Annotated in this window: 26 protein-coding genes; 19 read left to right on the forward strand and 7 right to left on the reverse strand. The window is 58.2% G+C overall.

From position 1 onward, the window contains the following. Positions 1–14 precede the first annotated feature (14 nt). From ffh to trmD, 10 genes are all read left to right on the forward strand, one after another. The gene (ffh, locus tag ROLI_RS17865; RefSeq protein ID WP_187430531.1) at positions 15–1,517 is read left to right on the forward strand and encodes a signal recognition particle protein; all 1,503 of its coding nucleotides are present in this window, start codon (positions 15–17) and stop codon (positions 1,515–1,517) included. A gap of 59 nt (positions 1,518–1,576) precedes the next feature. Next, the gene (locus ROLI_RS17870; protein WP_262386539.1) at positions 1,577–2,053 is read left to right on the forward strand and encodes a GNAT family N-acetyltransferase; all 477 of its coding nucleotides are present in this window, start codon (positions 1,577–1,579) and stop codon (positions 2,051–2,053) included. Next, positions 2,050–2,385: an NIPSNAP family protein gene (locus ROLI_RS17875; RefSeq protein WP_187430532.1), complete on the forward strand. Its 336-nt coding sequence runs from the start codon at positions 2,050–2,052 to the stop codon at positions 2,383–2,385. Before ROLI_RS17870 ends, ROLI_RS17875 begins: the two co-directional genes overlap by 4 nt. A 1-nt stretch (position 2,386) precedes the next feature. After that, positions 2,387–2,617, forward strand: a complete 231-nt coding sequence (locus ROLI_RS17880; protein ID WP_187430533.1) for a hypothetical protein — start codon at positions 2,387–2,389, stop codon at positions 2,615–2,617. Positions 2,618–2,693: 76 nt separating this feature from the next. Further along, complete coding sequence (locus tag ROLI_RS17885) at positions 2,694–3,293, forward strand: GNAT family N-acetyltransferase (protein ID WP_187430534.1); 600 nt, start codon at positions 2,694–2,696, stop codon at positions 3,291–3,293. Positions 3,294–3,389: 96 nt separating this feature from the next. Further along, entirely contained in the window at positions 3,390–3,686 is a 297-nt protein-coding gene (locus ROLI_RS17890) for a chorismate mutase (protein ID WP_187430535.1), read from the forward strand. A 49-nt stretch (positions 3,687–3,735) separates the two neighbouring features. Further along, positions 3,736–4,104, forward strand: coding sequence for a 30S ribosomal protein S16 (gene rpsP, locus ROLI_RS17895; RefSeq protein ID WP_187430536.1), 369 nt, complete (start codon positions 3,736–3,738; stop codon positions 4,102–4,104). 101 nt (positions 4,105–4,205) lie between these two features. Then, entirely contained in the window at positions 4,206–4,349 is a 144-nt protein-coding gene (locus ROLI_RS17900; RefSeq protein ID WP_187430537.1) for a hypothetical protein, read from the forward strand. Beyond that, positions 4,346–4,852, forward strand: coding sequence for a ribosome maturation factor RimM (gene rimM, locus ROLI_RS17905; RefSeq protein ID WP_187430538.1), 507 nt, complete (start codon positions 4,346–4,348; stop codon positions 4,850–4,852). The genes ROLI_RS17900 and rimM overlap by 4 nt, the downstream gene beginning before the upstream one ends. Positions 4,853–5,063: 211 nt before the next feature. Beyond that, positions 5,064–5,855: a tRNA (guanosine(37)-N1)-methyltransferase TrmD gene (trmD, locus tag ROLI_RS17910; protein WP_187430539.1), complete on the forward strand. Its 792-nt coding sequence runs from the start codon at positions 5,064–5,066 to the stop codon at positions 5,853–5,855. A gap of 114 nt (positions 5,856–5,969) precedes the next feature. Here the strand turns inward: trmD and ROLI_RS17915 are convergent, their stop codons facing one another. Next, a complete protein-coding gene (locus tag ROLI_RS17915) occupies positions 5,970–6,431 on the reverse strand; it encodes a GNAT family N-acetyltransferase (protein ID WP_187430540.1) in 462 nt (153 codons plus the stop codon). Positions 6,432–6,997: 566 nt separating this feature from the next. Between ROLI_RS17915 and rplS the strand changes: the two genes are divergently transcribed. Then, positions 6,998–7,381 (forward strand): 50S ribosomal protein L19, encoded by a 384-nt coding sequence (rplS, locus tag ROLI_RS17920; protein WP_187430541.1) that lies wholly within the window; start codon positions 6,998–7,000, stop codon positions 7,379–7,381. A gap of 11 nt (positions 7,382–7,392) precedes the next feature. Continuing rightward, positions 7,393–7,614 (forward strand): 50S ribosomal protein L31, encoded by a 222-nt coding sequence (rpmE, locus tag ROLI_RS17925; RefSeq protein ID WP_187430542.1) that lies wholly within the window; start codon positions 7,393–7,395, stop codon positions 7,612–7,614. Between the two features lie 85 nt (positions 7,615–7,699). Here the strand turns inward: rpmE and ROLI_RS17930 are convergent, their stop codons facing one another. After that, positions 7,700–8,776, reverse strand: a complete 1,077-nt coding sequence (locus ROLI_RS17930; RefSeq protein ID WP_187430543.1) for a helix-turn-helix transcriptional regulator — start codon at positions 8,774–8,776, stop codon at positions 7,700–7,702. Between the two features lie 146 nt (positions 8,777–8,922). Here ROLI_RS17930 and ROLI_RS17935 point away from each other — a divergent pair, with 146 nt between their 5' ends. The 6 genes from ROLI_RS17935 to ROLI_RS17960 all read left to right on the forward strand — a co-directional run bounded on the left by ROLI_RS17935 (position 8,923) and on the right by ROLI_RS17960 (position 12,680). After that, complete coding sequence (locus tag ROLI_RS17935) at positions 8,923–9,309, forward strand: hypothetical protein (RefSeq protein ID WP_187430544.1); 387 nt, start codon at positions 8,923–8,925, stop codon at positions 9,307–9,309. A 252-nt stretch (positions 9,310–9,561) separates the two neighbouring features. Continuing rightward, positions 9,562–10,371 carry a division plane positioning ATPase MipZ gene (locus ROLI_RS17940; RefSeq protein ID WP_187430545.1) on the forward strand — a complete coding sequence of 270 codons (810 nt, stop codon included), beginning with the start codon at positions 9,562–9,564 and terminating at the stop codon, positions 10,369–10,371. Positions 10,372–10,516: 145 nt separating this feature from the next. Beyond that, a complete protein-coding gene (locus ROLI_RS17945; protein ID WP_187430546.1) occupies positions 10,517–11,344 on the forward strand; it encodes a spondin domain-containing protein in 828 nt (275 codons plus the stop codon). Between the two features lie 432 nt (positions 11,345–11,776). After that, entirely contained in the window at positions 11,777–11,953 is a 177-nt protein-coding gene (locus ROLI_RS17950; RefSeq protein WP_187430547.1) for a hypothetical protein, read from the forward strand. Next, a complete protein-coding gene (locus tag ROLI_RS17955) occupies positions 11,953–12,468 on the forward strand; it encodes a DinB family protein (RefSeq protein ID WP_338469202.1) in 516 nt (171 codons plus the stop codon). Before ROLI_RS17950 ends, ROLI_RS17955 begins: the two co-directional genes overlap by 1 nt. Beyond that, a complete protein-coding gene (locus ROLI_RS17960; RefSeq protein ID WP_187430548.1) occupies positions 12,465–12,680 on the forward strand; it encodes a hypothetical protein in 216 nt (71 codons plus the stop codon). Before ROLI_RS17955 ends, ROLI_RS17960 begins: the two co-directional genes overlap by 4 nt. On the opposite strand, the gene ROLI_RS17965 is transcribed toward ROLI_RS17960, so the two are convergent. After that, entirely contained in the window at positions 12,677–13,069 is a 393-nt protein-coding gene (locus tag ROLI_RS17965) for a RidA family protein (RefSeq protein ID WP_187430549.1), read from the reverse strand. The two genes, ROLI_RS17960 and ROLI_RS17965, sit on opposite strands and share 4 nt — an antisense overlap. 447 nt (positions 13,070–13,516) lie before the next feature. On the opposite strand from ROLI_RS17965, the gene ROLI_RS17970 reads away from it, so the two are divergent. Beyond that, positions 13,517–15,181 carry an ABC transporter substrate-binding protein gene (locus ROLI_RS17970; RefSeq protein ID WP_187430550.1) on the forward strand — a complete coding sequence of 555 codons (1,665 nt, stop codon included), beginning with the start codon at positions 13,517–13,519 and terminating at the stop codon, positions 15,179–15,181. Between the two features lie 199 nt (positions 15,182–15,380). Here the strand turns inward: ROLI_RS17970 and ROLI_RS17975 are convergent, their stop codons facing one another. The 4 genes from ROLI_RS17975 to boxC all read right to left on the reverse strand — a co-directional run bounded on the left by ROLI_RS17975 (position 15,381) and on the right by boxC (position 21,012). Beyond that, positions 15,381–16,271: a helix-turn-helix transcriptional regulator gene (locus tag ROLI_RS17975; RefSeq protein ID WP_187430551.1), complete on the reverse strand. Its 891-nt coding sequence runs from the start codon at positions 16,269–16,271 to the stop codon at positions 15,381–15,383. Between the two features lie 111 nt (positions 16,272–16,382). After that, a complete protein-coding gene (gene boxA, locus ROLI_RS17980; RefSeq protein WP_187430552.1) occupies positions 16,383–17,579 on the reverse strand; it encodes a benzoyl-CoA 2,3-epoxidase subunit BoxA in 1,197 nt (398 codons plus the stop codon). Positions 17,580–17,805: 226 nt separating this feature from the next. Further along, positions 17,806–19,257, reverse strand: coding sequence for a benzoyl-CoA 2,3-epoxidase subunit BoxB (gene boxB / locus ROLI_RS17985; protein ID WP_187430553.1), 1,452 nt, complete (start codon positions 19,255–19,257; stop codon positions 17,806–17,808). 96 nt (positions 19,258–19,353) lie between these two features. Continuing rightward, a complete protein-coding gene (boxC, locus tag ROLI_RS17990) occupies positions 19,354–21,012 on the reverse strand; it encodes a 2,3-epoxybenzoyl-CoA dihydrolase (RefSeq protein WP_316247457.1) in 1,659 nt (552 codons plus the stop codon). Positions 21,013–21,089 lie beyond the last annotated feature (77 nt).

Below are 21,089 nucleotides of genomic sequence, written 5' to 3' on the forward strand. Positions count from 1 at the left end.
GGGGCCGAAAGCCCATGTTTGAAAACCTCTCCGAGCGCCTCTCCGGCGTCTTTGACCGGCTGACAAAACAAGGCGCGCTCTCCGAGGAGGACGTGGCCACCGCCCTGCGCGAGGTCCGTGTGGCCCTGTTGGAGGCGGACGTTTCCCTCCCCGTGGCGCGCGATTTCGTCAAGGTGGTGCAGGAAAAAGCCACCGGCCAGGCCGTCACCAAATCCATCACGCCGGGTCAGCAGGTCGTCAAGATCGTGCATGACGCTTTGATTGATGTGCTTAAAGGCGAAGGCGAACCGGGTGCGCTAAAAATCGACAACCCGCCCGCGCCAATCCTGATGGTTGGCCTGCAAGGCTCGGGTAAAACCACCACCACCGCGAAACTGGCCAAACGGCTCAAAGACCGTGATGGCAAACGCGTGCTGATGGCCTCCCTCGACGTCAACCGTCCCGCGGCGATGGAACAGCTCGCGATCCTGGGTGCGCAAATCGGCGTCGACACGCTCCCCATCGTCAAAGGCGAAGACCCCGTCGCCATCGCCAAGCGCGCCAAAACCCAAGCGGGTCTGGGTGGCTATGATGTGTATATGCTCGACACGGCCGGTCGTTTGCACATTGACGCGGAACTGATCGCCCAGGCCGCCGCCGTGCGCGATGTCGCCAACCCGCGCGAAACGTTGCTGGTGGTCGATGGTCTGACCGGGCAGGACGCGGTCAATGTGGCCACCGAATTTGACGATAAAATCGGCGTCTCCGGCGTCGTCCTGACCCGGATGGATGGCGACGGACGTGGCGGTGCGGCCCTTTCGATGCGCGCGGTCACCGGCAAGCCGATCAAATACGTCGGCTTGGGCGAAAAGATGGACGCCATCGAAACCTTCGAGCCGGAACGCATCGCGGGCCGGATCCTCGGCATGGGCGACATCGTGGCCCTGGTCGAAAAGGCCCAGGAAACGCTCGAACTGGAACAATCCGAGCGCATGATGAAGCGCATGGCCAAGGGTCAGTTCAACATGAACGACCTCAAAATGCAGCTTGAACAGATGATCAAAATGGGCGGCATGCAGGGCATGATGGGCATGATGCCCGGCATGGGTAAAATGGCCAAACAGGTCGAAAACGCAGGCTTTGACGACAAGGTGCTCAAACACCAGATCGCCCTGATCCAATCCATGACCAAAAAGGAACGCGCCAATCCGCAAATCCTGCAAGCGAGCCGTAAAAAGCGGATCGCCAAGGGCGCGGGTATGGAAGTTTCCGAGCTCAACAAGCTTCTGAAAATGCAGCGCCAGATGGGCGATATGATGAAGAAGATGGGCAAAATGGGCAAAGGCGGCATGCTCAAACAGGCCATGAAGGGCATGATGGGTGGTAAGGGCGCGGGCATGGACCCCTCCCAGATGGACCCCAAACAACTCGAAGCGGCAGCCAAAGCAATGGGCGGCAAACTCCCCGGTGGCATGGGTGGTATGGGCGGCGGCATGGCCCTGCCTCCCGGCCTGTCAGGGTTCGGCAAAAAGAAATGATGCAAACCGGGGATCATACGCTCGTCCGCATTCCGACCCTTAGGACGGAACGCTTTGTGATGCGCGCGCCCCAGCCCTCGGATTTGGAGGCCTTTACGGCGTTCCGCACCTCTGGGCGTGCCGTTGGTGTTGGCGGTCCCTATACGCGTGAACAGGCCTTTGAAAGCCTTTGCGGCGTGGTTGGTCACTGGCAAATCGAAGGCTATGGCCGCTGGATCATCGCGGATGCGGATGACATCCCCTTGGGCATTGTGGGCCTGTCCAACAGCCCCGACTGGCCCGAACCGGAAATCTCATGGTCCGTCTTTGCGCCCGCCGAAGGCAAGGGTGTGGCATTCGAGGCCGCAATGGCCACCCGCAGCTATGCCTACACCGTTTTGGGATGGCCCACGGTCATTAGCTGCGTGTCGCCCGACAATATCCGCAGCCACGCATTAGCTAAGCGCATGGGGGCCACCCGCGACGGCAGCTTTGTGCATGACGAACTGGGTGAGCTTCTCATCCACCGACATCAGCCGGCAAGGCATGTCGCATGATCACCTGTTTTCTGAAATATGAAATCGATCCGGCAAAGCTGGCGGATTTCGAAATCTACGCCAAGGCATGGATCCATAACATCAACCGCATGGGCGGAACCCATCATGGCTATTGGCTGCCCTCTGAGGGGCCCAATGATCTGGCGTGGTGCGGTTTCAGCTTCTCCTCACTCGCGGCTTATGAAGAGTACCGCACAGCGATGGCCACCGACCCCGCCTGCATCGCGACCTACGCCCATTCCGAGCGCACAGGTTGTATCCGCCGGTATGATCGCTATTTTACGCGCCCTGTGCTGAAAGGCGAAAGCCCCGCTGATCTGGGGCTTATGTAACGTGACCACCACCCCTGTCATCAATACGAACCGTTTGCGTCTGCGCCCCCATGCACAGTCGGTGCTGGATGTCGTTTGGGCGTTCTGTCAAAGTTCACACACCCGCTTCATGGCCCAGCTTGAAAACCTGCGCTCTGTCGCCCTTGCCAACCGCCTCGGCGCAATCCTGGATCACACCGCCAAAAAATACCATCCCAAGAACGTCGTCTACCGTTACGCGGTGGCCACATGACCCGAATTTCATTGTGCCATAAATATGCCCGCCGGAGGCATGCCAAAATCTCGTTCTGCACAGGGGGCTCGTCATCATGACAGACATCCCCACACTCGAAACCAACCGCCTGATCCTGCGTGGTCCGGAGCCCGAGGATTATCCGGATTTCAAGGCGACCTTCACCAGCTACCGCGCGCGCTTCATGGGCGGACCGCTGAATGCTTATGAATCCTGGATGCTCTATGCCGCCGAAATCGGCCATTGGCAGATCCGCGGCTATGGCATGTGGATGATCCACGACCAGGTCACGGATGAGACCTACGGCATGGCCGGAGCGTGGAAGCCCGCAAAATGGCCGGAAGCGGAGATCGCCTGGGTGATCTGGCCTGAAATGAACGGCAAGGGCTATGCGCTGGAGGCGACCCATGCCGTGCGCAAGTATCTATATGAGCAAAAGGGCTGGGAAACCGCCGTCAGCTACATTGACCCCAAGAACCTCGACAGCATCCGGCTGGCCGAACGGCTGGGGGCGCTCAAGGACGCTGAGGCCCAAACCATCGATGGCAATGATTCCGTCTATCGCCACCCCACGCCCGAAGCACTCGCCGGGACCCAGCTGGCCCATGGCATTGACATGGAAATCAGCCATTACGCTGATCCGCTGTTCAAACCGAAAGGATGGGCCCTTGACTGACACAAATTTCAGATTTGGGCGCGCGACGCTGTGCCGCCTTCGTAGGAGATGCACGCGGGCTTTGAGCCCTGTTTCGGCCCGTTCTGGAGACATTCAATGAGCGATAACGTGACCCGCGCCGCCGAAGTGCTCAAGGAGCATCGTGCTTCCATCGACCGGCTCGATGCGATCCTCGTCTATACGCTGGGCGAACGGTTCAAGCACACTCAGGCTGTGGGTAAACTCAAAGCCAACCACGACCTTCCCCCCTCCGATCCCGCGCGTGAAGCGAGCCAGATCGAGCGGCTCGAAGATTTGGCAAGGCGGGCCGAACTGGACCCTGAATTTGCCAAGAAGTTTCTCAACTTCATCATCGCTGAAGTCATTCAGCATCACCATCAACATCAGAAATAAGGTGGCCTGAAAGCCCACCTTACGCATTGAACGCAAAAGGAAATATACCATGGCTATGAAAATTCGTCTCGCCCGCGGCGGCTCCAAGAAACGCCCCTTTTACCGTATTGTCGCAAGTGACAGCCGCATGCCACGCGACGGTCGTTTCATCGAGAAACTGGGCACCTATAATCCGCTGCTGCCCAAGGACAGCGAAGAGCGCGTGAAAATGGACGTCGAGCGCATTCAGCACTGGCTGGGTCAGGGCGCACAGCCCACGGACCGTGTCGCGCGCATGTTGGAAGCCGCTGGTTTGAAAGAGAAAACCGAGCGTAGCAACCCCAACAAGGGCACACCGGGCAAGAAAGCCCAGGAGCGCGCAGAAGAGAAAGCCGCCAAGGCAGCAGCGCCGGCTGAGGAAGAAGCAAGCGCCGAGTAATCGGACTTTTTCATGGGATCGGCCCAGTCGGGCTGGACAAGATTGGCGCTGCGCCCTTTGATGGGCCAGCGCCTTTTTTTGGGACCCTATAGGGGATATTTATGTTCAGACCGATCCGGTCCCTGATCCTCATAGGGGTTGCCTTTGTGGCGGGCGTGTTTTTTGAGCAGGCCACACATCGTCAGGCCTGTATTGATCGGGGCGGTGATATGTCGGAAGGCATCTGTTTGGGAGCGGAAGAATGAATGCAGCAAGGGTTTGTGTCGGTGCCATCGGTGGCTCTTATGGGGTGCGCGGCGAGCTGCGTATCAAGAGCTTTTGCGCCGTCGCCGAAGACATCGAAAGCTATAGCCCGCTGACCTGTGACACCGGCAACCGGGCGTTTCACCTCGCGCTGATCCGCCCTATCAAAAACGGTTTTGTTGCCCGAATTGCGGAAGTCACCGGCAAGGAGGAAGCCGATGCGCTGAAGGGCACGCAGCTTTTTGCGCGGCGCGACCAATTGCCGTCCCTGCCGGATGATGAATATTACCATGCGGACCTGATCGGTTTGCAGGTGCTGGATACCGGCGGCACCCTGTTGGGCTCGGTCAAGAACGTACTCGATCACGGCGCGGGCGACTTGCTCGACATCCAACGCCCCGGATCGTCTGAGACGGTATTGCTGCCCTTCACACGCGTTGCGGTGCCAACCGTCGATCTGGGGATGGGGCGTATTGTCGTGGACCCGCCAGACGGGCTCTTCTGAGGAATGCCAGCGCACATCATCGCGCCTCCCGAAATTCAACTTCGGCTGATCACGGTGGCACCGTCAGATTTGACCAATACAGAGATGATGAAGCAAAAAAGGCCCCGTTCCATGCGAAGCACTGATTTTATCGACGCCCCGGAAGGCTGGTGTGTTGCGCGACCCGCGCCAAACCAGCCAGTTGCGCAACATCGTTTCCGGACGAAACCACATGGGTGACACCCCGAAATCCTTTGGGCGCAAAACCATGCGTGCCACGGCGCAGCCCCGCTCCCTGATGGAGAGCGACGCGGAACTGGCAGGCGTCTGGCAGGCGCGCATCGTGACCCTGTTTCCGGATGCGTTTCCGGGTGTTTTGGGAATGTCGCTGACCGGCAAGGCGCTCCAGGAGGGGCGCTGGCAACTGCATACCCATGATCTTCGCGATCACGGTATCGGCAAGCATCGCAACGTGGATGACACACCCGCCGGGGGCGGCGCGGGCATGGTATTGCGCGCAGATGTTGTCGGCCCTGCACTGGCGGCCGCACAGGTCCATGCGCGCGGGCGCTGGCCCATCCTCTATATGTCCCCGCGCGGGCGACGGTTTGATCAGGCCATGGCGCGCGATCTGGCGCGATGTGACGGCGTAACGATGCTGTGCGGGCGGTTTGAAGGGGTCGATGAAAGGGTGCTGGAGCATTTCGGCATCACCGAGGTTTCGCTGGGCGATTTTGTCATGACGGGCGGTGAATTGGCGGCACAGGCGATGATCGATGCGACGGTGCGCCTGTTGCCGGGGGTCTTGGGAAACGCCGATAGCACGCTTGAGGAAAGCCATGCCGAGGGGCTACTGGAACATCCGCAATACACACGACCGGCCCAATGGGAAGAGCTCGCCATTCCCGATGTTTTGATGTCGGGCAATCACGGCGAGATCGCCAAATGGCGGCGCGCGCAATCAGAGGCATTGACCAAGGCCCGCCGACCCGATTTGTGGCAGGCACATAAGGACAAAGAGTAACGATACGTACCACGCTTGCGGCCTCCTTTTGCGCAGAAACGCGCAGTCTGGAACGCCACGGATAAAAAGCCAACCGGCCCACTGTCGCCAGCGGGCCGGTTGCTTTAGCCTACATCAGCCAAGCGACTTCCAGAAAACGATCTTATCGTCTCCAGCCGCCCAGAAATCCCTGATCCGGGCCTCCTCCACGTAGCCGTTCTTGCGATAAAACGCCCGCGCCTGTGCGAAAACCTCCACGCCAGAGGTATCCGCGATCAGGATACGCTGGCCCCGCGCGGCGAGCATGCCTTCGAGATGACGCGCCATGGCACCGCCACAACCGCCCCCTTGTTTGCTGGGCAGAACGGCGATGGCAAGCATGTTCCACGCCCCGTCGGCAAGCTGCTCCGGCACGGCATAGCAAAAACCCACAGGCCTGCTGCTGGCCTCGCAGGTCAGCCAAATATCACGACTTTCGTCCTGCAAGAGGAAACCGCTTAACATCTCCGGCAACATCTGCGCAGGAAACAGGTCGGTTCCTTCGAGCACCTGCTGCAAGGCCGTAATGTCACCTTCTTCTGTTGGTCGTATTTTCATGACTTCCATGTCTTTCAAATTGTCGCCATCCCGCCGCGAAGGCTTGGCATGGCGCGTTTCGGCTCGCATCCCGGTCGGTTCGTTCGATAAGTGGTAAGGGTTTGCCAGCCGAATGAAGGCGGAGCCTGACGCGATTAGCGCAGGCCATGTCTCTTTTCCCTGTCCCGGCGTTCAGGACTTAGCGGTTTCCCGCAATCGTGGACATAAAAACTCCATCGCCCGGCGTTCTTGCCGAACGTTCTTCACCCTATGCCCACGCCATTGTTTTAGGCAAGCATTACCGGCGCATGAGACCTCAGCCGCCCCGCTCAACAACCGCTCCGCAGCCTCTTGATCCACAGGCTATTCCACCCTATACCGCAACAATCCGGAATCACCTTGGGGGTTCCGGATTGTTTGGCTGTTGCCAGACATCAAAACAAGGAATGACGTTTGAACCCTCCCGGCGGGCGCACCATGCGGACCCGATTACAGACCGGAAGCTCTGAGACGCGAAAAACACCGTGCGGGATATCCTGTGCGAAACCTTCGTGGACATAACCACGAGCATTTTAGGAGAGCATCAGATGAACCTGATTGCACAGATTGAAGCGGAACAAATCGCCGCTCTGGGGAAAGAAATCCCTGATTTCCGCGCGGGCGATACCATCCGCGTCGGTTTCAAAGTGACCGAAGGCACGCGCACCCGCGTGCAGAACTACGAAGGTGTGTGCATCGCGCGCAATAATGGCAAGGGCATTTCCGGGTCCTTTACCGTGCGTAAGATTTCCTTTGGCGAAGGCGTGGAGCGTGTTTTCCCGCTGCATTCGACCAATATCGACAGCATCACCGTTGTGCGCCGTGGCCGTGTCCGTCGCGCCAAGCTGTACTTCCTGCGCAGCCGTCGCGGTAAATCCGCACGTATCACCGAGAATTCCAACTACAAGCCGCTCGCGGCCAAAGACGCGTAAGGAGCTGTCCTGTGAAAGCCGATACACATCCCGAATACCACATGATCAACGTCAAGATGACCGACGGTACGATCTTGGAAATGAAATCGACATGGGGCAAGGAAGGCGATCAGCTGTCGCTTGATATCGACCCTTCCGTGCACCCAGCCTGGACCGGCGGCACATCCCGCCTCATGGATACCGGCGGGCGCGTGTCCAAGTTCAAGAACAAATACGCGGGCCTGGGCTTCTAAACACCCCGCCCTACGCAAGATTCGCTCAAGCCGTACCCTGCCGGGTGCGGCTTTTGCCGTTCTGAGGGACCCTGCCGTTGCGCAATCACGACAGCCGGGAAAAGAGTACGCGCAGATCGGACTGGCGCCGGATTTCCAGCTTTTCGAGGATGTTGCGGATCGTCCAGCGCACCGTGCTCAGGGCGCGGCCCCGCTGGGTGGCGATCTGAAGCGCAGTTGCGCCTGTTGCCAGCGCGCAGGCGATCTCCGCTTCGGTTGGCGTCAGCTCAAAGACCTCTGCGACACACTGCGGATCCAGCACGGGGGATGGCGAAAGACGGCGCAGGAACAGGGTCATATCGGGCCAGTCAAATCCCGTCGGCGACATGCAAGGGGCCACCGCCGGAACCACAGATAAGACGAGCATCTCCCGCCCGCTGCCGATCCGCAGCCGCAAGGGTGGGGATGGTGCCCCCTCCCGCACGCGCTGGTATCGCGCTTCCAGCTGTGCGGTCCGGGACGGCGTCCCCAATCGCACCCGGCCCCGCTGGATATCGATACCACAGGCGGCCCCCAGCAACGCCTCCGCGGGCGGCGTCACATGCACAACACGTCCTGTTTTATCCATGTGGATTGCCGCAGTTTGGGTCTGAAGCGCGGGCGGGTCGGATAATTGCGCCCTGAGATAGGTATGGCGCAGAGCAATAAGCGCCATCAGATGCCGGTGTATGTCCTGCCAGAGCGCGGTTTCCGGCTCGCCGTATCCGCCCAAACGGTCCGGGCGAAACGCCGAAGTGCAAATCACCAATGTCGGGGAAAGGGCCGTCATCATGCCCATGCCCTGTTGCGCGTCGTTTTCCTTGAGCCATTCGTTATAAATCGGTGAGCTCTGCCGCTCGGCGTCGGAAAAAAGCTGTGTCTGATGCCATATTTGATCCCGTGGCAGCGCAAGCCCGCGCGGCACACGCAGATCACCTGCGGCCCAGGTTTCGCGGTAAACTGTGTCGGCCTCAGGCGGTCCGCTGACAATCCCATCCACCGGAAGAACGATCTGGGTATCAAAGGCGAGAACATGCAGGAACGAGGAGTGGACATGCCGTTGCAGCCTGCTCAGCGCCGCCGACAGCGCCTGATCATCCAAGGCGCTCGCATAAAGCCCGCTGATATCCGAATGATAGCTCATGCTGGTTCCTTCCCGAAATGCGCCAAGGGCACCGATGCCCCCCTCAAAACTGATGGGGACAAAACCCATCGGATATCAGACCGTGAGCTGCGCGGTCTTGCGCAGGCAAAATTGGATTGCCACAAACGATAAAGGAAAAACCAATTATGACCAAAAAATTTCTTCCGGCACCCAGTGTAGCGGCGATTGCAGCCCTTCTGGCTCTGTCGCTGACGGGTGCGGCCCATGCCGACAGCTCCAACAAGGTCAAATTTCGCCAAACGGTCAGCATCAAGGTCGGTCAGGCCATGGTGTTCCACGGGCTGCGGGGCGACTGTGGCAAGCTCCCCAACCAGGCCCAGATGAAAAAATCCCTCTCGCGCTACAACGCGGAATTAAAAACTGGCCGGCTGCAATATGGCAAACCCGGCGTGCGCCGAAGTGGGCAGTGCAATGGCAATACCCCCGTGATGGAGACGCTTTTCGTGGCCACGACGCCGGGGCGCGAGAAGGTCAAAATCTATGGCGATACGGTGACTTTTATTGTCAAATGACCCGCTTGCAGGATGAGAAGGACCGTATCGCAAAAGCCTGCGCTGCGGTGCGATCCCCCGGAGGGTGACATCAGCCCAAAAGGCACCCGCAGCCCTACAGCGCAAACCGATCCGCCCCAAAAGGCGAAGGTGGCCTCAGTTTGTATAAAACGGGCTCTGATCGGCTGCTTCTTGCCTTTCCTTGATGACAATCCGCTCATATAGTCCCGCCAAAACGGCCCCCTGAAATGGCCGGGGTAAAGGATCGAGCACATGGCGCATATCATCGTCGTCGGGAATGAAAAAGGCGGCGCTGGGAAGTCAACTGTGTCCATGCATGTGGCAACTGCGCTTGCACGTATGGGCCATAAGGTCAGCGCGCTGGATCTGGACCTGCGGCAACGTACTTTTGGGCGCTACAGCGAAAACAGGACGTCTTTTCTGCTCAAAGAAGGGCTCACCCTGCCAAGCCCCTATACGCATGATCTGCCGGATGTGACCCAGGACGCACAGATGCAGGGCGAAAACGTCCATGACCACCGCCTGTCCGCTGCCGTGGCCTCGCTCGAGCCGGACAATGACTTTATTCTTATTGACTGTCCGGGCTCGCATACGCGGTTGAGCCAGGTCGCACATTCCCTCGCGGACACTTTGATCACACCCCTGAACGATAGTTTTGTGGATTTTGATCTGCTGGCGCATACAGATTCCAGCGGCGATAAAATCCTGGGGCCGTCGGTCTATTCCGAAATGGTGTGGAATGCGCGGCAATTGCGTGCGCAGGCGGGGCTTGCTCCCATCGACTGGATCGTGGTGCGCAATCGCATGGGCGCGCAACGTATGGTCAACAAGGAAAAGATGGAGCGTGCCATCAAGAACCTCTCCAAACGCATCGGATTCCGCATCGCGCCGGGATTTTCGGAACGGGTCGTATTTCGCGAATTATTCCCGCGCGGTCTGACGCTGCTTGATCTCAAGGACATCGGCGTCAAGCAGCTCAACATCTCCAATGTGGCCGCCCGCCAAGAGCTGCGCGACCTGATGAAGGCGTTGGATCTGCCGGGCGTTTCCGTTAACTTCTGAGCGCCCTAACTCACGGAAATTTCAGTTTTTTTCACAACGCGGATAGGTGCGCTCTTCTCACGCAGCTGTGAGACCTGTTGATCTTCCCAGTCTCCTATGGTGGCGCAGCTTTGCAAAAGGCAAAGTCATCATTCAGGAGCAAGAAATGCGATTTGTAACCAGAATTCTTTTGGCGCTGGCGGTTAGCGCCCTTGGGGCGAGCTTTGCGCTATCCGCGCAGGCGACGACGCTCAAGATCACCGTCACCAACAACCAGGCCGCCGGGGGCTTGTCGATCACACCGCTTTATACGGCCATTCATGACGGCAATTTTGACGCTTTCGATCTGGGGGGCACCGCCTCCGCCGGTCTCGAATTGATCGCTGAAACAGGCATGCAATCAGGTATTGCAGGCGAACGCCTTGCCATTGATGCGGATTCGCAAGGTTTGGTGCTGGCCTCGCCCTCCGGCCCGCCCCCGGTTCAGCCGGGTGAGGCCGTGTCGCGCAACATCACCGTGAACGCCGCAGAGGCGCTCTATTTCACATTCCTGTCCATGGTCTTGCCGTCCAACGATCATTTCATCGGGAATGACAATCCCTTTGCCTATCAACTCTTTGATGCAGCGTGCAATTTCACAGGGGCCAGAACGATCAACGTCACAGGTGCGGACATCTATGACGCCGGCACCGAAGCCAATGGGCTGACCGGCGCGGCCTTCATTCAAGGCGTGAACATTGCCGACAGCCCGACAGGCGAGGGCAGCATTCAACAGGGGCTGCCCCTCTCCTCTGATCTATTTGGGCCGGGTGTAGTGCTGGCGACCGGTGATACGCTGAGCGCCAGTCTGATCGATTTTACCTCTAATCCGGGAGCGTTCAACCTGCTGACGATCGAGATTTCAGAGGTGCCGCTGCCCGCAAGCGCGCCGCTGCTTCTCGGCGCTTTGGGCCTCATGGGCTGGGCAAAACGGCACCGCAAAACACTCAGCTGACACGGGATGCGAGAGGACCCCTCAGGGCCCTTTCGCAGCCTCACGATGAACACCCAAGGTCCGAACGCCTCGCAAACACATAGATCATCGCCGCAATGCTTGGGTGATGGCCTCGCTCCGGGACGCTTCGACAAATTGTCGGAAATCATCAGAGAAAATGTTCGACGCCAACCCCGGTAAGAAATAAGCACGTTGTCATGAATACAGCCCTCCTTGATCTTCTGGCCGGACTTGCCGTCATGGTCGCGCTTTTTGTCTTGTTCCGTTGGCTTCAAGCCCGCAAAAACCGCGATCAACCGCCAAGGGATGACTAGGGTCTCCCCTTGAACGGCGGGGTTGGCAACGCGGATGCACTGAATGCTCCGTTCGACAGAGTGTTTTCCCAGGACCTGCACGGAGCAATGCGTCCCCGGCTTTCTTGGGAATTTGGAGATGACGATCCAGACATCCGAGGTGCCGGAACGGCGCGCGAGGATTGGATTGGGGGCTGTCACGGCAATAGGACAGCAATGGTGGCATCTGCATCATGCCTTTGAGCAAACCGCACGTTGGATCAATGATCTTGAAAACCGTGACCGCCGCCACATCTGCAAGGTTCGGGAAGGGTGATGATCAGCATGTTCAAGACAATGGCACTAAACAACGCTTGGGCGAATGCCACGCTTTTTGAGGCAGTGAACCGATTGCCTCAGGGTGCTGCACAGAGCCCGGCACCCGGTTTCTTCCCCACGCTTGGCGCGACGCTGAACCATATCTATGAGGTGGATCTCTACTATGTGGATGCTCTTGAACAAACCGGGGCTGGGCGCGCGGTTTACCTCAGACAAGACGACAAGGACATGAAACGACTTGCGGCAAGGCAGGCGGTTCTGGATGCAGATCTGATCAGGTTTTGCAGCGCGTTGACACAAGACAGGTTGTACGAAACGCGTAAGACCGAGCGAGAAGACACCACAGCGGAGGAGACCGTTTGCGCCCTTTTGCTGCACTTATTTCAACACCAAATCCACCACCGCGGTCAGGCCCACGTCCAGTTGCACAGCCTTGGCATCGCCCCGCCGCAACTGGATGATTTCCACCTGCGCTTTGAACGCGCGCCATCAGCGCAGGCTTATTGGTCATGAGCAAATACGGCCCAAGCAAGAAAGAACTCCGGTTCCGTCTCGCCTTTTCAGTGGCCGGGTTGCTTTTGTTATGCGCAGCCTTGGCGTATCGGGGCATGCCACAGGGTGTCGCGATGTTTGAAACCATCGGCATTGCCGGTGCCTTCTTTGGCGGAACCCTGATCTGGACCCTCAAAAAACTGGTGCGCAAAGAATATTCGGACGCGTCTTAAGGCAGCATTGCGGCCCAGACCTCGACCTCCACCACGAACTCGGGCCGCGTGAACCCCGATACGATCACCAGCGTGGAGGTCGGCAAAACATCGACCTCGCCCAGAAATGTATCCCGCGCCGACATATATCCCGCCATATGGCTTCGATCCGTGACGAAGGCGCTGATGTGAAAGACCTCGCCCGCGCCCATACCGGCTTCATTCAGGATGGCCTTGATGTTGCCAAAGCAAATCTCAGCCTGCGCCGCACTCCCATCAGGCACGCTGCCATCCTGCGCCAATCCCAACTGCCCGCTTGTGCGCAGGATGCGCGCCCCTGGCGGTATCTCGATCCCATGCGAATAGCGCGCAAAGGGTGGCGCAATACCGTCCGGTGAAACTCTCTTCATTCTGCTCTCCTGTGGGTTGGTCGTTGCGTGTTTTCCCATGCGGGCCGGTTCTTTTTTGTCCCTCTGTCCGGCTGATCCAGGCCTCATCGCCCAAGCGTCCGATGAAACATTTGGCGACGCAAGGCACCTGCAAACGCGCATGCCGACCAGCCTTCGGTCTGATATCGAACCCGGAGCAGCCTGGCATCGGCACTGTTTTTTGAGCGATACCACGCATGTTCCAATAAACCAGCGCGCCCAGCACCCGAAAATCCACGCGGATCGGAAATTTGTTGCCTTGGCATAAAATTGTAGCGCCGCGATGGGGTTGACGCCCAAGGCCCCAGCAATGACACTCCTTACTCAGTTCCAGGCGGACATCATAAAAGCAGATTAACTGCATCACCTTGCCGAGGCAATTTTCGGCATATCGCACGGCCAGATCGTGCGACCACAGAGAGGAAGAATATGACATTTTTCACACGCACCGGCAAAGCCCTGCCCAAGGAGGTCGTGGACTCGGCTGCTAAGATCGGGACGGACCCCGTTAACCGCCGCGAGTTTCTGGCCACGGCAAGCGCCTTTGGGGCCACGGCGGCCACGGCCTATGCGATGATCGGCATGGCCCCGCCCGCGCGCGCTGCGGGCCATCAGATGGGCGGCACTGTTCGCATGCAGATGGAAGTGCGCGCTCTCAAGGATCCGCGGACCTATGACTGGAGCCAGATTGCGAATTACACCCGCGGCTGGCTGGAATACCTTGTGATCTGGGAGAATGACGGCAGCTTCACGCCCGCGCTTCTGGAAAGCTGGGAAATCAATGATACGGCCACTGAATACACCCTGAATGTGCGCAAGGGCGTCAAGTGGAACAACGGCGATGATTTCACCGCCGAAGATGTGGCGCGCAACATCACAGGATGGTGTGACAAGAGCCTTGAAGGTAATTCCATGGCCGGTCGCTTCGCCACGCTGATTGACGAGGAGACAGGGCAGGCCATCAAGGGGGCGATCGAAGTTGTCGACACGCATACGGTCAAGCTGACTCTGCCACGCCCTGACATCACCCTGATCCCCGGCATGGCGGATTACCCGGCCGCCATCACTCCGGCCGATTTCAACGCCGACGACATGACCGGCAACCCGGTTGGCACCGGTCCCTATCTGCCGGAATTGCTCGAGGTCGGCGTCAAAGGTGTCTTGGTCAAGAACCCCGATCACACATGGTGGGGCACGGATGTCTATGGCGGCCCCTACATTGATCGGCTGGAATATATCGACTACGGGACGGATCCATCCGCTTTTGTGGCGGCTGCCGAAGCCGAAGAGATCGATACGCTTTATTCGATCGAAGGCGACTTCATCGACATTTTTGCGACGCTGGATGGCTGGGTCGAAGCCTCCATCCCGACAGCGGCGACCATTGTGATCCGTCCGAACCAATTGGCCGAGGTCGATGGCGTAAAGCCCTATGCAGACAAGCGCGTACGCCAGGCGATTTCCATGGCTGTGGACAATGCAATCCTGTTGGAACTTGGCTATAACGGGCGCGGGATCGAAGCGGAAAACCACCATGTCGGTCCAATGCATCCCGATTATGCAGAATTGCCACCGCGCAAAGTTGATCCGGCGGCGGCCAAGGCCTTGATGGACGAAGCCGGATTTGGCGATTTCGAGCATGAGCTGTTTTCTATCGACGACGCCTGGCGCAAGGACACAACCGACGCCGTGGCCGCACAGCTGCGCGATGCAGGTATCAACGTGAAACGTACGATCCTGCCCGGCTCCACCTTCTGGAACGACTGGACGAAATACCCCTTCTCCTCCACCAACTGGAATGCGCGCCCGCTTGGTGTGCAGATCTGGGCTCTGGCCTATCGTTCCGGTGAAGCCTGGAACGAGTTTGGCTGGTCCAACCCGGAGTTCGATGCGAAACTCGAAGTCGCGCTGGCCACTGCGGATGTTGAAGCGCGCCGGGGTATGATGAAGGAAATGGAAGCGATCATCCAGGATGAGGGCGTCACGATCCAGCCCTACTGGCGCTCGCTTTATAACTTCTCCAGAGAAGGTCTGATCGGTGCCGAGCATCACATCGGGTTTGAATACCATCCCGCCCGGATGGCCTGGACCTGATCCATATCACTTTAGGGGGTCGCGTTCTTTGCGGCCCCTTTTTAACTCGAGGGGCTGAAACTCCTCTGATTCCAATACAGGCGTTAATGTCATGTGGCGTGCATGGCGCGTTGCAAAAATGCGCCCTGCATTGAGGCGTTTGGGTTGCACAAAGCAGCAAGTTTCGCGGATAGCCACCCTTGTCCAATCGCCGCGCCCTTTACCCTGACGCGACCTCCAGAAAGCGATTGGAGGCAATGATCCGCAGCAGGTCGTTCAAGGAGGCCGAAACGCTGCGGTTGGAGGTATTGACCTGCGCCAGCGCCTTTTCGTAGAGCGGCGTGCGGGTTTTCAGCAGCAGGTTTAACTGCTCCATTGCCGCCGGATTGCCCTGCATCGGGCGTAAATCGCCCTGCGCCCGCACACGCTGCATATGCTCTGCCGGGGAGGTGCGCAGCCAAACCGTGTGAAACCGTTCCAAGACCTGGGCGTAGGTGGTCTCCTCTGCGACCAACCCACCGGCAACCGCCAAGAGCATCCGGTCATTCTGTGTTACGATCCGCGATATCGCTTCTGCTTCGAGTGCGCGATACCCGTCCTGCCCATAAAACGCCATAACTTCGGAAAGCGGCATTCCGGTATGCTGTTCGATTTCGGTGTTTAGCTCAAAAAACGGCAGGTCCAAAGCTTCGCCCGCAAGCCGGCCCAGGGTGGATTTCCCGGCACCGCGCAGGCCAATAAGGCAAATGCGCCCAGCGCGCAATGCGGCGGGGTTCTGTGGGGCCAACAGGCTGCGCACTTGTTGCTGCACATCATCCGGGGCATGACGATAAAGCGTGGCAACCCGCTGGGCTTCACGATCCACGGGCGCGTTTTGGGACAGCAGATGTTCGATTTTGACATCCAGTGCGGTCGCGATGCGTTGCAGAAGGCTGATCGACACATTGCCCTCTCCGGCTTCAAGCTGCGCCAGATATCGAGGCGATACGCCCGATTTTTCCGACAAAACACGCCGCGGGAGGCCCTGGGCCTTGCGGGTTTCACGCACGCGTCCAGCCAGATGCGCAATCAGCAACGCGGCCGGATCAGGTGGGGTTGAATCGTTGGGCATGAGCACGCCTTTGAGCCGGAACTATCTATATCGAGGTAGCCAGAAGCCTACCTATATCAAGTATTTAATAGTACCGTGTCGCAGCCAGGCCGCGTTTTCCACACCCGCCCGTCAATAGGTTTCAACATGAAATCGGCCGTCCTCACGCATGCGGTCTCGCAGGGTTGACCACTCAAGTCCCGCGCTGTTGGCGATGTCACGGAACGCCTCCTCCACCCCTTGCTCCATCGCTTTGAGGCCGCACAGGTAGATATAGGTACGATCCGAAAGGAGCATGGCAGTGATGGCTGCGCTCTGGCTGCGCAGCTTGTCCTGAACATATTGCTTGGGCGCGCCCTGTTCCCGGCTGAAGGCAAATTCCTTGTGCATAAAGCTATCCGGCACCTTTTTGAGCGGTCCGAAATACGGCAAATCGCGCGGGCTACGCGCGCCAAATACCAGGGTGAGGCTGCCCTTCAGGCTCGGCATTTCGCGTTGCCTGCGCATTGTGAAGCCGCGAAACGGAGCTGACCCCGTCCCGGTACAGATCATCAGCAGGCTGGCATCCGGGTCCGACGGCAACAGGAAGGTAGATCCAAACGGGCCCGTCACCTGCACCTTGTCGCCCTTTGCCAGATCACAGATGTAATTCGAACACAGCCCCTTTGTCTCGCGTTTCACGGTCAGGGAAATGTTGTTGAACCCTGGTCGTTCCCCGTCACGCGGGCTGGACACGGAATAGAGGCGCGGCAAATGCGGTTGACCTGCATGATCCAAGCCCGGCGCGATGATTCCGACACTCTGCCCCTCCAGAACCGGAAACGGCAGGGCACCAAGATCAAGGATGATGTGGCGGACATCACCGTCACTCCCCGCTTCGGTCAGCCGGTAATTCCCCTGAACTGTTGCCGTGGCCGGATTCGCGAGATTGTAAAGATTGATCGTCGCCTTGGAGGCGGAGGCCGGGGCCTTTGCCTTGCCGCCTGCACCTTTATGCGCTTCAGCCAGGAGTGCTGCGACGGCATCATCATGCGCCTCCAGACCATCCTCGCCGGGTTCACCCTCAAGGGTGATATCCTCCTGCTCGGGAAGCTCTTCGAAGTCATATTGCTGCTCAAGCGAATATGGCGTCTCGACCACGCGCCATTCGTCGATGGATCCGGTCGGGCAGACCGGGATGCAGTCCATGCAGAAGGTGCATATATCAGCATCCACCACGACGTTATTGTCGTCATGCTGGATCGCGCCAATCGGGCAGGTCATCTCGCAGGTATAACAGCGGATGCATATTTCTGGATCGATGAGATGTTGTTTGACGGGTTTGTTCATGGGCTGGCGGCGGAGCGTTGCAAGACCACACCAGGCAGAAAGGCAAGCTCATAGAGTTCACGGCAGATACCTTTGCAATCGGTGCATCCGAGGCAATTTTGTTTGGGCGTTACGGGCGTCTTTTGGGTCGAGGTTTGCATGGGTCCGGTCTCCTATATTTTGCAAGGTCACTGGCAGTGACGCGCACCAAACTCACCGGTCCGCGGCAGGGTTGCGTTGATATGGATCAAGCCATGTGCAGTTTCACGTATTCATAATGGCCGGGTTTATTGTCGATCCCGACTTTCGGTGGCGCGATCCAGGAGGCGTATTGTCCGGGCTCGAAACAAGGGACCATCAGGGATTGAATGAAATCGCCATCCGCTTTGGTCGGCAGCCAGTCCGCGCGCCGGTTTTCCCAGTCCTCGGCGATGATGATATTACCGTCCGGGTCCACCGCCACGGTGGAGAACACCCCGATCTGACGGTGAAACCCTTCGTGCGGTAGTTTGAATTGGAAAGCGACGCCTGCCTTGGCGATGGCCTTGTTCCAGCGCCCAACACCGCCCGAGGCATCGCGCACATAATCATCCCGCAGCCGCATGTTGATGGCCGTAAGTGCCGGCACCTCTTCGGTCAGGATCACGCCCTCTTTGATCGAGGTCACCGCATATGTGTCGTTTTGCAGCTTGTGATCATCATCGATGCGCTGCTCCATGTAGCGCCCCTTGATGCCCGAATTGAACGCGTTTGCGGCGTTGGTGGAGACCTCCTGCCCGAACAAATCAAGGCTCAGCGTATAATGCAGGTTCAGTTTTTTCTGGATCGTGGGCAGGTCGATGACACCCAGGTCGCGGATTTTATGGATGTCATAGGGGTCGGTGATCCCATGCGTGTTCATCGCCTCCAGCGTGGCCTGGATCGTGCGCCCCACACCGGTTTCGCCCACGAACATGTGGTGCGCCTCTTCGGTCAGCATGAAACGACAGGTGCGGCTGAGCGGATCAAACCCGGATTGAGCAAGGCTTTCGAGCTGCATCTTGCCATCGCGGTCCGTGAAATAGGTGAACATGAAGAAGGACAACCAATCCGGTGTCTCCTCATTGAACGCCCCGAGCATGCGCGGTGCTTCCTCGGAACCGGAGGAGCGCACAAGGAGGTCATTGGCCTCTTCACGGCCATCCCGGCCAAAGTATTTTTGTAGCAGATAGACCATCGCCCAGAGGTGGCGACCCTCCTCCACGTTTACCTGAAACAGGTTGCGCATATCATAGAGCGACGGGGCGGTCAGGCCGAGAAACCTCTGTTGTTCAACAGAGCCAGGCTCGGTGTCGCCCTGAATGACAATCAAGCGCTTGAGCATATTGCGATATTCGCCCGGCACCTCCTGCCAGGCGGCCTCGCCCATGTGCTCGCCCATCGGGATTTTGCGATCCTCCACGGCAGGTGCAAGCAGAATGCCCCAGCGGTATTCCGGCATTTTGACGTAATCGAACTTGGCCCAACCCTTCGGGTCCACACTCACCGCCGTGCGCAGATAGACCATCGAATCCTGAAAATTCTGTGGGATCAGATCGTTCCACCAGTTAATATAACCGGGGTGCCACTTCTCCAAAGCCTTAAGGACCTTCTTGTCGGTGCTGAGACCAACGTTGTTAGGGATTTGGCTGTCGTAGCTTACGTTGATGAGATCGAGCATTCTGTTCTCCTGTCGGTTGGTGGCCTGAAAGCCCACCCTACGGTTTTACCTACGCCATCGGTCTGCGTCGTAAGGTGGGCTTTCAGGCCACCTTGGCTATACGCGCCCAGGGTCATACACGCCGCGCACGCCGGTTCCATAACGTTGCAAGGCACCTTCCGGACCCACCGCGTTTGGGCGTTGGAATATCCAGTTCTGCCAGGCGGTAAGGCGCCCGAATATCCGTGTCTCCATCGTCTCGGGACCCGCGAAGCGCAGGTTGGCCTCCATCCCGGTCAATGCATCGGGGGAGAAGCTCGCGCGTTCTTCCATAAAAAGCCGCACTTCATCTTCCCAGTCGATGTCGTCATATGCGTATGTCACCAAACCCAGCGCTTCGCAGGTCTCTGCGTCCAGCGGCTCGCCTTTGCGCTCCGCGAGCATATCAATCTGTTCTGGCGCACCCAGGAACCGCGTTTGCAAACGGCTCAGCGCATTCCCCATCGGATATTGTCCAAAATTTGCGTCCGTCAGAAAAACACTTGCAAGGGGTCGGGTGTCATCTTCAAAGGCGTCCAGCATCATGTAACTGCGATCCACAGCCCATAAAAGCTCCGCCAGCACACCCGCAAAACACGACCCATGCTCGACCAGAGCGACAAGGCTGCGCGATGTCATGTCAATCCGCTTGAGAACGCGCTTCCACAGGCAAAGCACCTCATTGGCCAGCCAGTGATCCTGATTGGCCAGTAACAACGCTTCATGCGCCATGACCTTATGTGGATTACCGCTCGTTTGGAATTCAATGATCCCCAAATCGCCCTCATTCGTTCGCAGATGGAGAATGGCATCATCCAGTTCCCGCGCGCATCGCAGCATCCATGCGTCCGCCCCCTGCGCCAGGAAGCTTTCCATATCCGGTTGCGGGTCATTCTCTGGCCCGTTGATCGTGATCACCGCCCGTCGCCCCGCGCGATCAAGGCGCACGGTCACGCAGGAATAGGTCACTGAGGTTAGCCCAAAGCGACGCTCCAACGGTGTCAGGCTTATGCCCTCTGACACATCAGGTTTGGTTGATTGCTGGGCTATGTCACGCGCACGCTGCGCAACACTCTCGTCGAATTTCGAATTCGCAATAACCTCATCCACAAGACCCCATTGCAAGGCGCGCTGGCCCTTCACACCCTCTTCGAGCGAACAGAAAACATCGGCAAGGTCCCGGCGCAGCTTGCGCTTATCCGTGATCCGCGTCAGACCACCGGTTCCCGGTAGAACGGCGAGTAACGCTACCTCGGGCAAGGCCACAGAGGACGTGCTGTCATCCGTCAACATGATGTGATTGCACGCAAGTGCCAATTCATATCCGCCCCCCGCGCAGGCCCCCCGGATCGCGCAGATGTAATTTTGGCCGCTGTCTGCCAACGCGGTCTCATAGGTATTGCGCGTCTCATTTGTGAACTTGCAAAAATTCACCTTATGCGAATGGGCAGCCCCCCCAAGCATACGGATATTGGCCCCAGCACAGAACAGTTTTTCCTTGGCTGAGCGCAAAACGACGACCTTGACCTCGGGATGCTCAAATCGCATGCGCTGTACGATGTCCGAAAGTTCGATATCCACCCCAAGGTCATAGGAGTTCAGCTTCAGATCATAGCCCTCAAACAGCCCACCTTTTTCATCGACATCCATGTAGAGGTTTGCAACCGGGCCATCATAATCGATCCGCCAATGCCTCATGTCATCTGCATCGACCTGAAAATCAATGACCTTATTCACGCGATATCCCCCACGGCCCGTCATAGTCCACGGTTAGGATGCGCTATATTACACCTAAAGGCACCCAAAAACGTATA

This window comes from Roseobacter fucihabitans, from assembly GCF_014337925.2.
Classification (GTDB): domain Bacteria; phylum Pseudomonadota; class Alphaproteobacteria; order Rhodobacterales; family Rhodobacteraceae; genus Roseobacter; species Roseobacter fucihabitans.

What these genes read in the sequence shown, in the direction of transcription:
- ffh (WP_187430531.1), top strand. Translation starts at nt 15, where the DNA reads ATGTTTGAAAACCTCTCCGAGCGCCTCTCCGGCGTCTTTGACCGGCTG.
- ROLI_RS17870 (WP_262386539.1), top strand. Translation starts at nt 1,577, where the DNA reads ATGCGCGCGCCCCAGCCCTCGGATTTGGAGGCCTTTACGGCGTTCCGC.
- ROLI_RS17875 (WP_187430532.1), top strand. Translation starts at nt 2,050, where the DNA reads ATGATCACCTGTTTTCTGAAATATGAAATCGATCCGGCAAAGCTGGCG.
- ROLI_RS17885 (WP_187430534.1), top strand. Translation starts at nt 2,694, where the DNA reads ATGACAGACATCCCCACACTCGAAACCAACCGCCTGATCCTGCGTGGT.
- ROLI_RS17890 (WP_187430535.1), top strand. Translation starts at nt 3,390, where the DNA reads ATGAGCGATAACGTGACCCGCGCCGCCGAAGTGCTCAAGGAGCATCGT.
- rpsP (WP_187430536.1), top strand. Translation starts at nt 3,736, where the DNA reads ATGGCTATGAAAATTCGTCTCGCCCGCGGCGGCTCCAAGAAACGCCCC.
- ROLI_RS17900 (WP_187430537.1), top strand. Translation starts at nt 4,206, where the DNA reads ATGTTCAGACCGATCCGGTCCCTGATCCTCATAGGGGTTGCCTTTGTG.
- rimM (WP_187430538.1), top strand. Translation starts at nt 4,346, where the DNA reads ATGAATGCAGCAAGGGTTTGTGTCGGTGCCATCGGTGGCTCTTATGGG.
- trmD (WP_187430539.1), top strand. Translation starts at nt 5,064, where the DNA reads ATGGGTGACACCCCGAAATCCTTTGGGCGCAAAACCATGCGTGCCACG.
- ROLI_RS17915 (WP_187430540.1), bottom strand. Translation starts at nt 6,431, where the DNA reads ATGAAAATACGACCAACAGAAGAAGGTGACATTACGGCCTTGCAGCAG.
- rplS (WP_187430541.1), top strand. Translation starts at nt 6,998, where the DNA reads ATGAACCTGATTGCACAGATTGAAGCGGAACAAATCGCCGCTCTGGGG.
- ROLI_RS17930 (WP_187430543.1), bottom strand. Translation starts at nt 8,776, where the DNA reads ATGAGCTATCATTCGGATATCAGCGGGCTTTATGCGAGCGCCTTGGAT.
- ROLI_RS17935 (WP_187430544.1), top strand. Translation starts at nt 8,923, where the DNA reads ATGACCAAAAAATTTCTTCCGGCACCCAGTGTAGCGGCGATTGCAGCC.
- ROLI_RS17940 (WP_187430545.1), top strand. Translation starts at nt 9,562, where the DNA reads ATGGCGCATATCATCGTCGTCGGGAATGAAAAAGGCGGCGCTGGGAAG.
- ROLI_RS17945 (WP_187430546.1), top strand. Translation starts at nt 10,517, where the DNA reads ATGCGATTTGTAACCAGAATTCTTTTGGCGCTGGCGGTTAGCGCCCTT.
- ROLI_RS17950 (WP_187430547.1), top strand. Translation starts at nt 11,777, where the DNA reads ATGACGATCCAGACATCCGAGGTGCCGGAACGGCGCGCGAGGATTGGA.
- ROLI_RS17955 (WP_338469202.1), top strand. Translation starts at nt 11,953, where the DNA reads ATGATCAGCATGTTCAAGACAATGGCACTAAACAACGCTTGGGCGAAT.
- ROLI_RS17960 (WP_187430548.1), top strand. Translation starts at nt 12,465, where the DNA reads ATGAGCAAATACGGCCCAAGCAAGAAAGAACTCCGGTTCCGTCTCGCC.
- ROLI_RS17965 (WP_187430549.1), bottom strand. Translation starts at nt 13,069, where the DNA reads ATGAAGAGAGTTTCACCGGACGGTATTGCGCCACCCTTTGCGCGCTAT.
- ROLI_RS17970 (WP_187430550.1), top strand. Translation starts at nt 13,517, where the DNA reads ATGACATTTTTCACACGCACCGGCAAAGCCCTGCCCAAGGAGGTCGTG.
- ROLI_RS17975 (WP_187430551.1), bottom strand. Translation starts at nt 16,271, where the DNA reads ATGCCCAACGATTCAACCCCACCTGATCCGGCCGCGTTGCTGATTGCG.
- boxA (WP_187430552.1), bottom strand. Translation starts at nt 17,579, where the DNA reads ATGAACAAACCCGTCAAACAACATCTCATCGATCCAGAAATATGCATC.
- boxB (WP_187430553.1), bottom strand. Translation starts at nt 19,257, where the DNA reads ATGCTCGATCTCATCAACGTAAGCTACGACAGCCAAATCCCTAACAAC.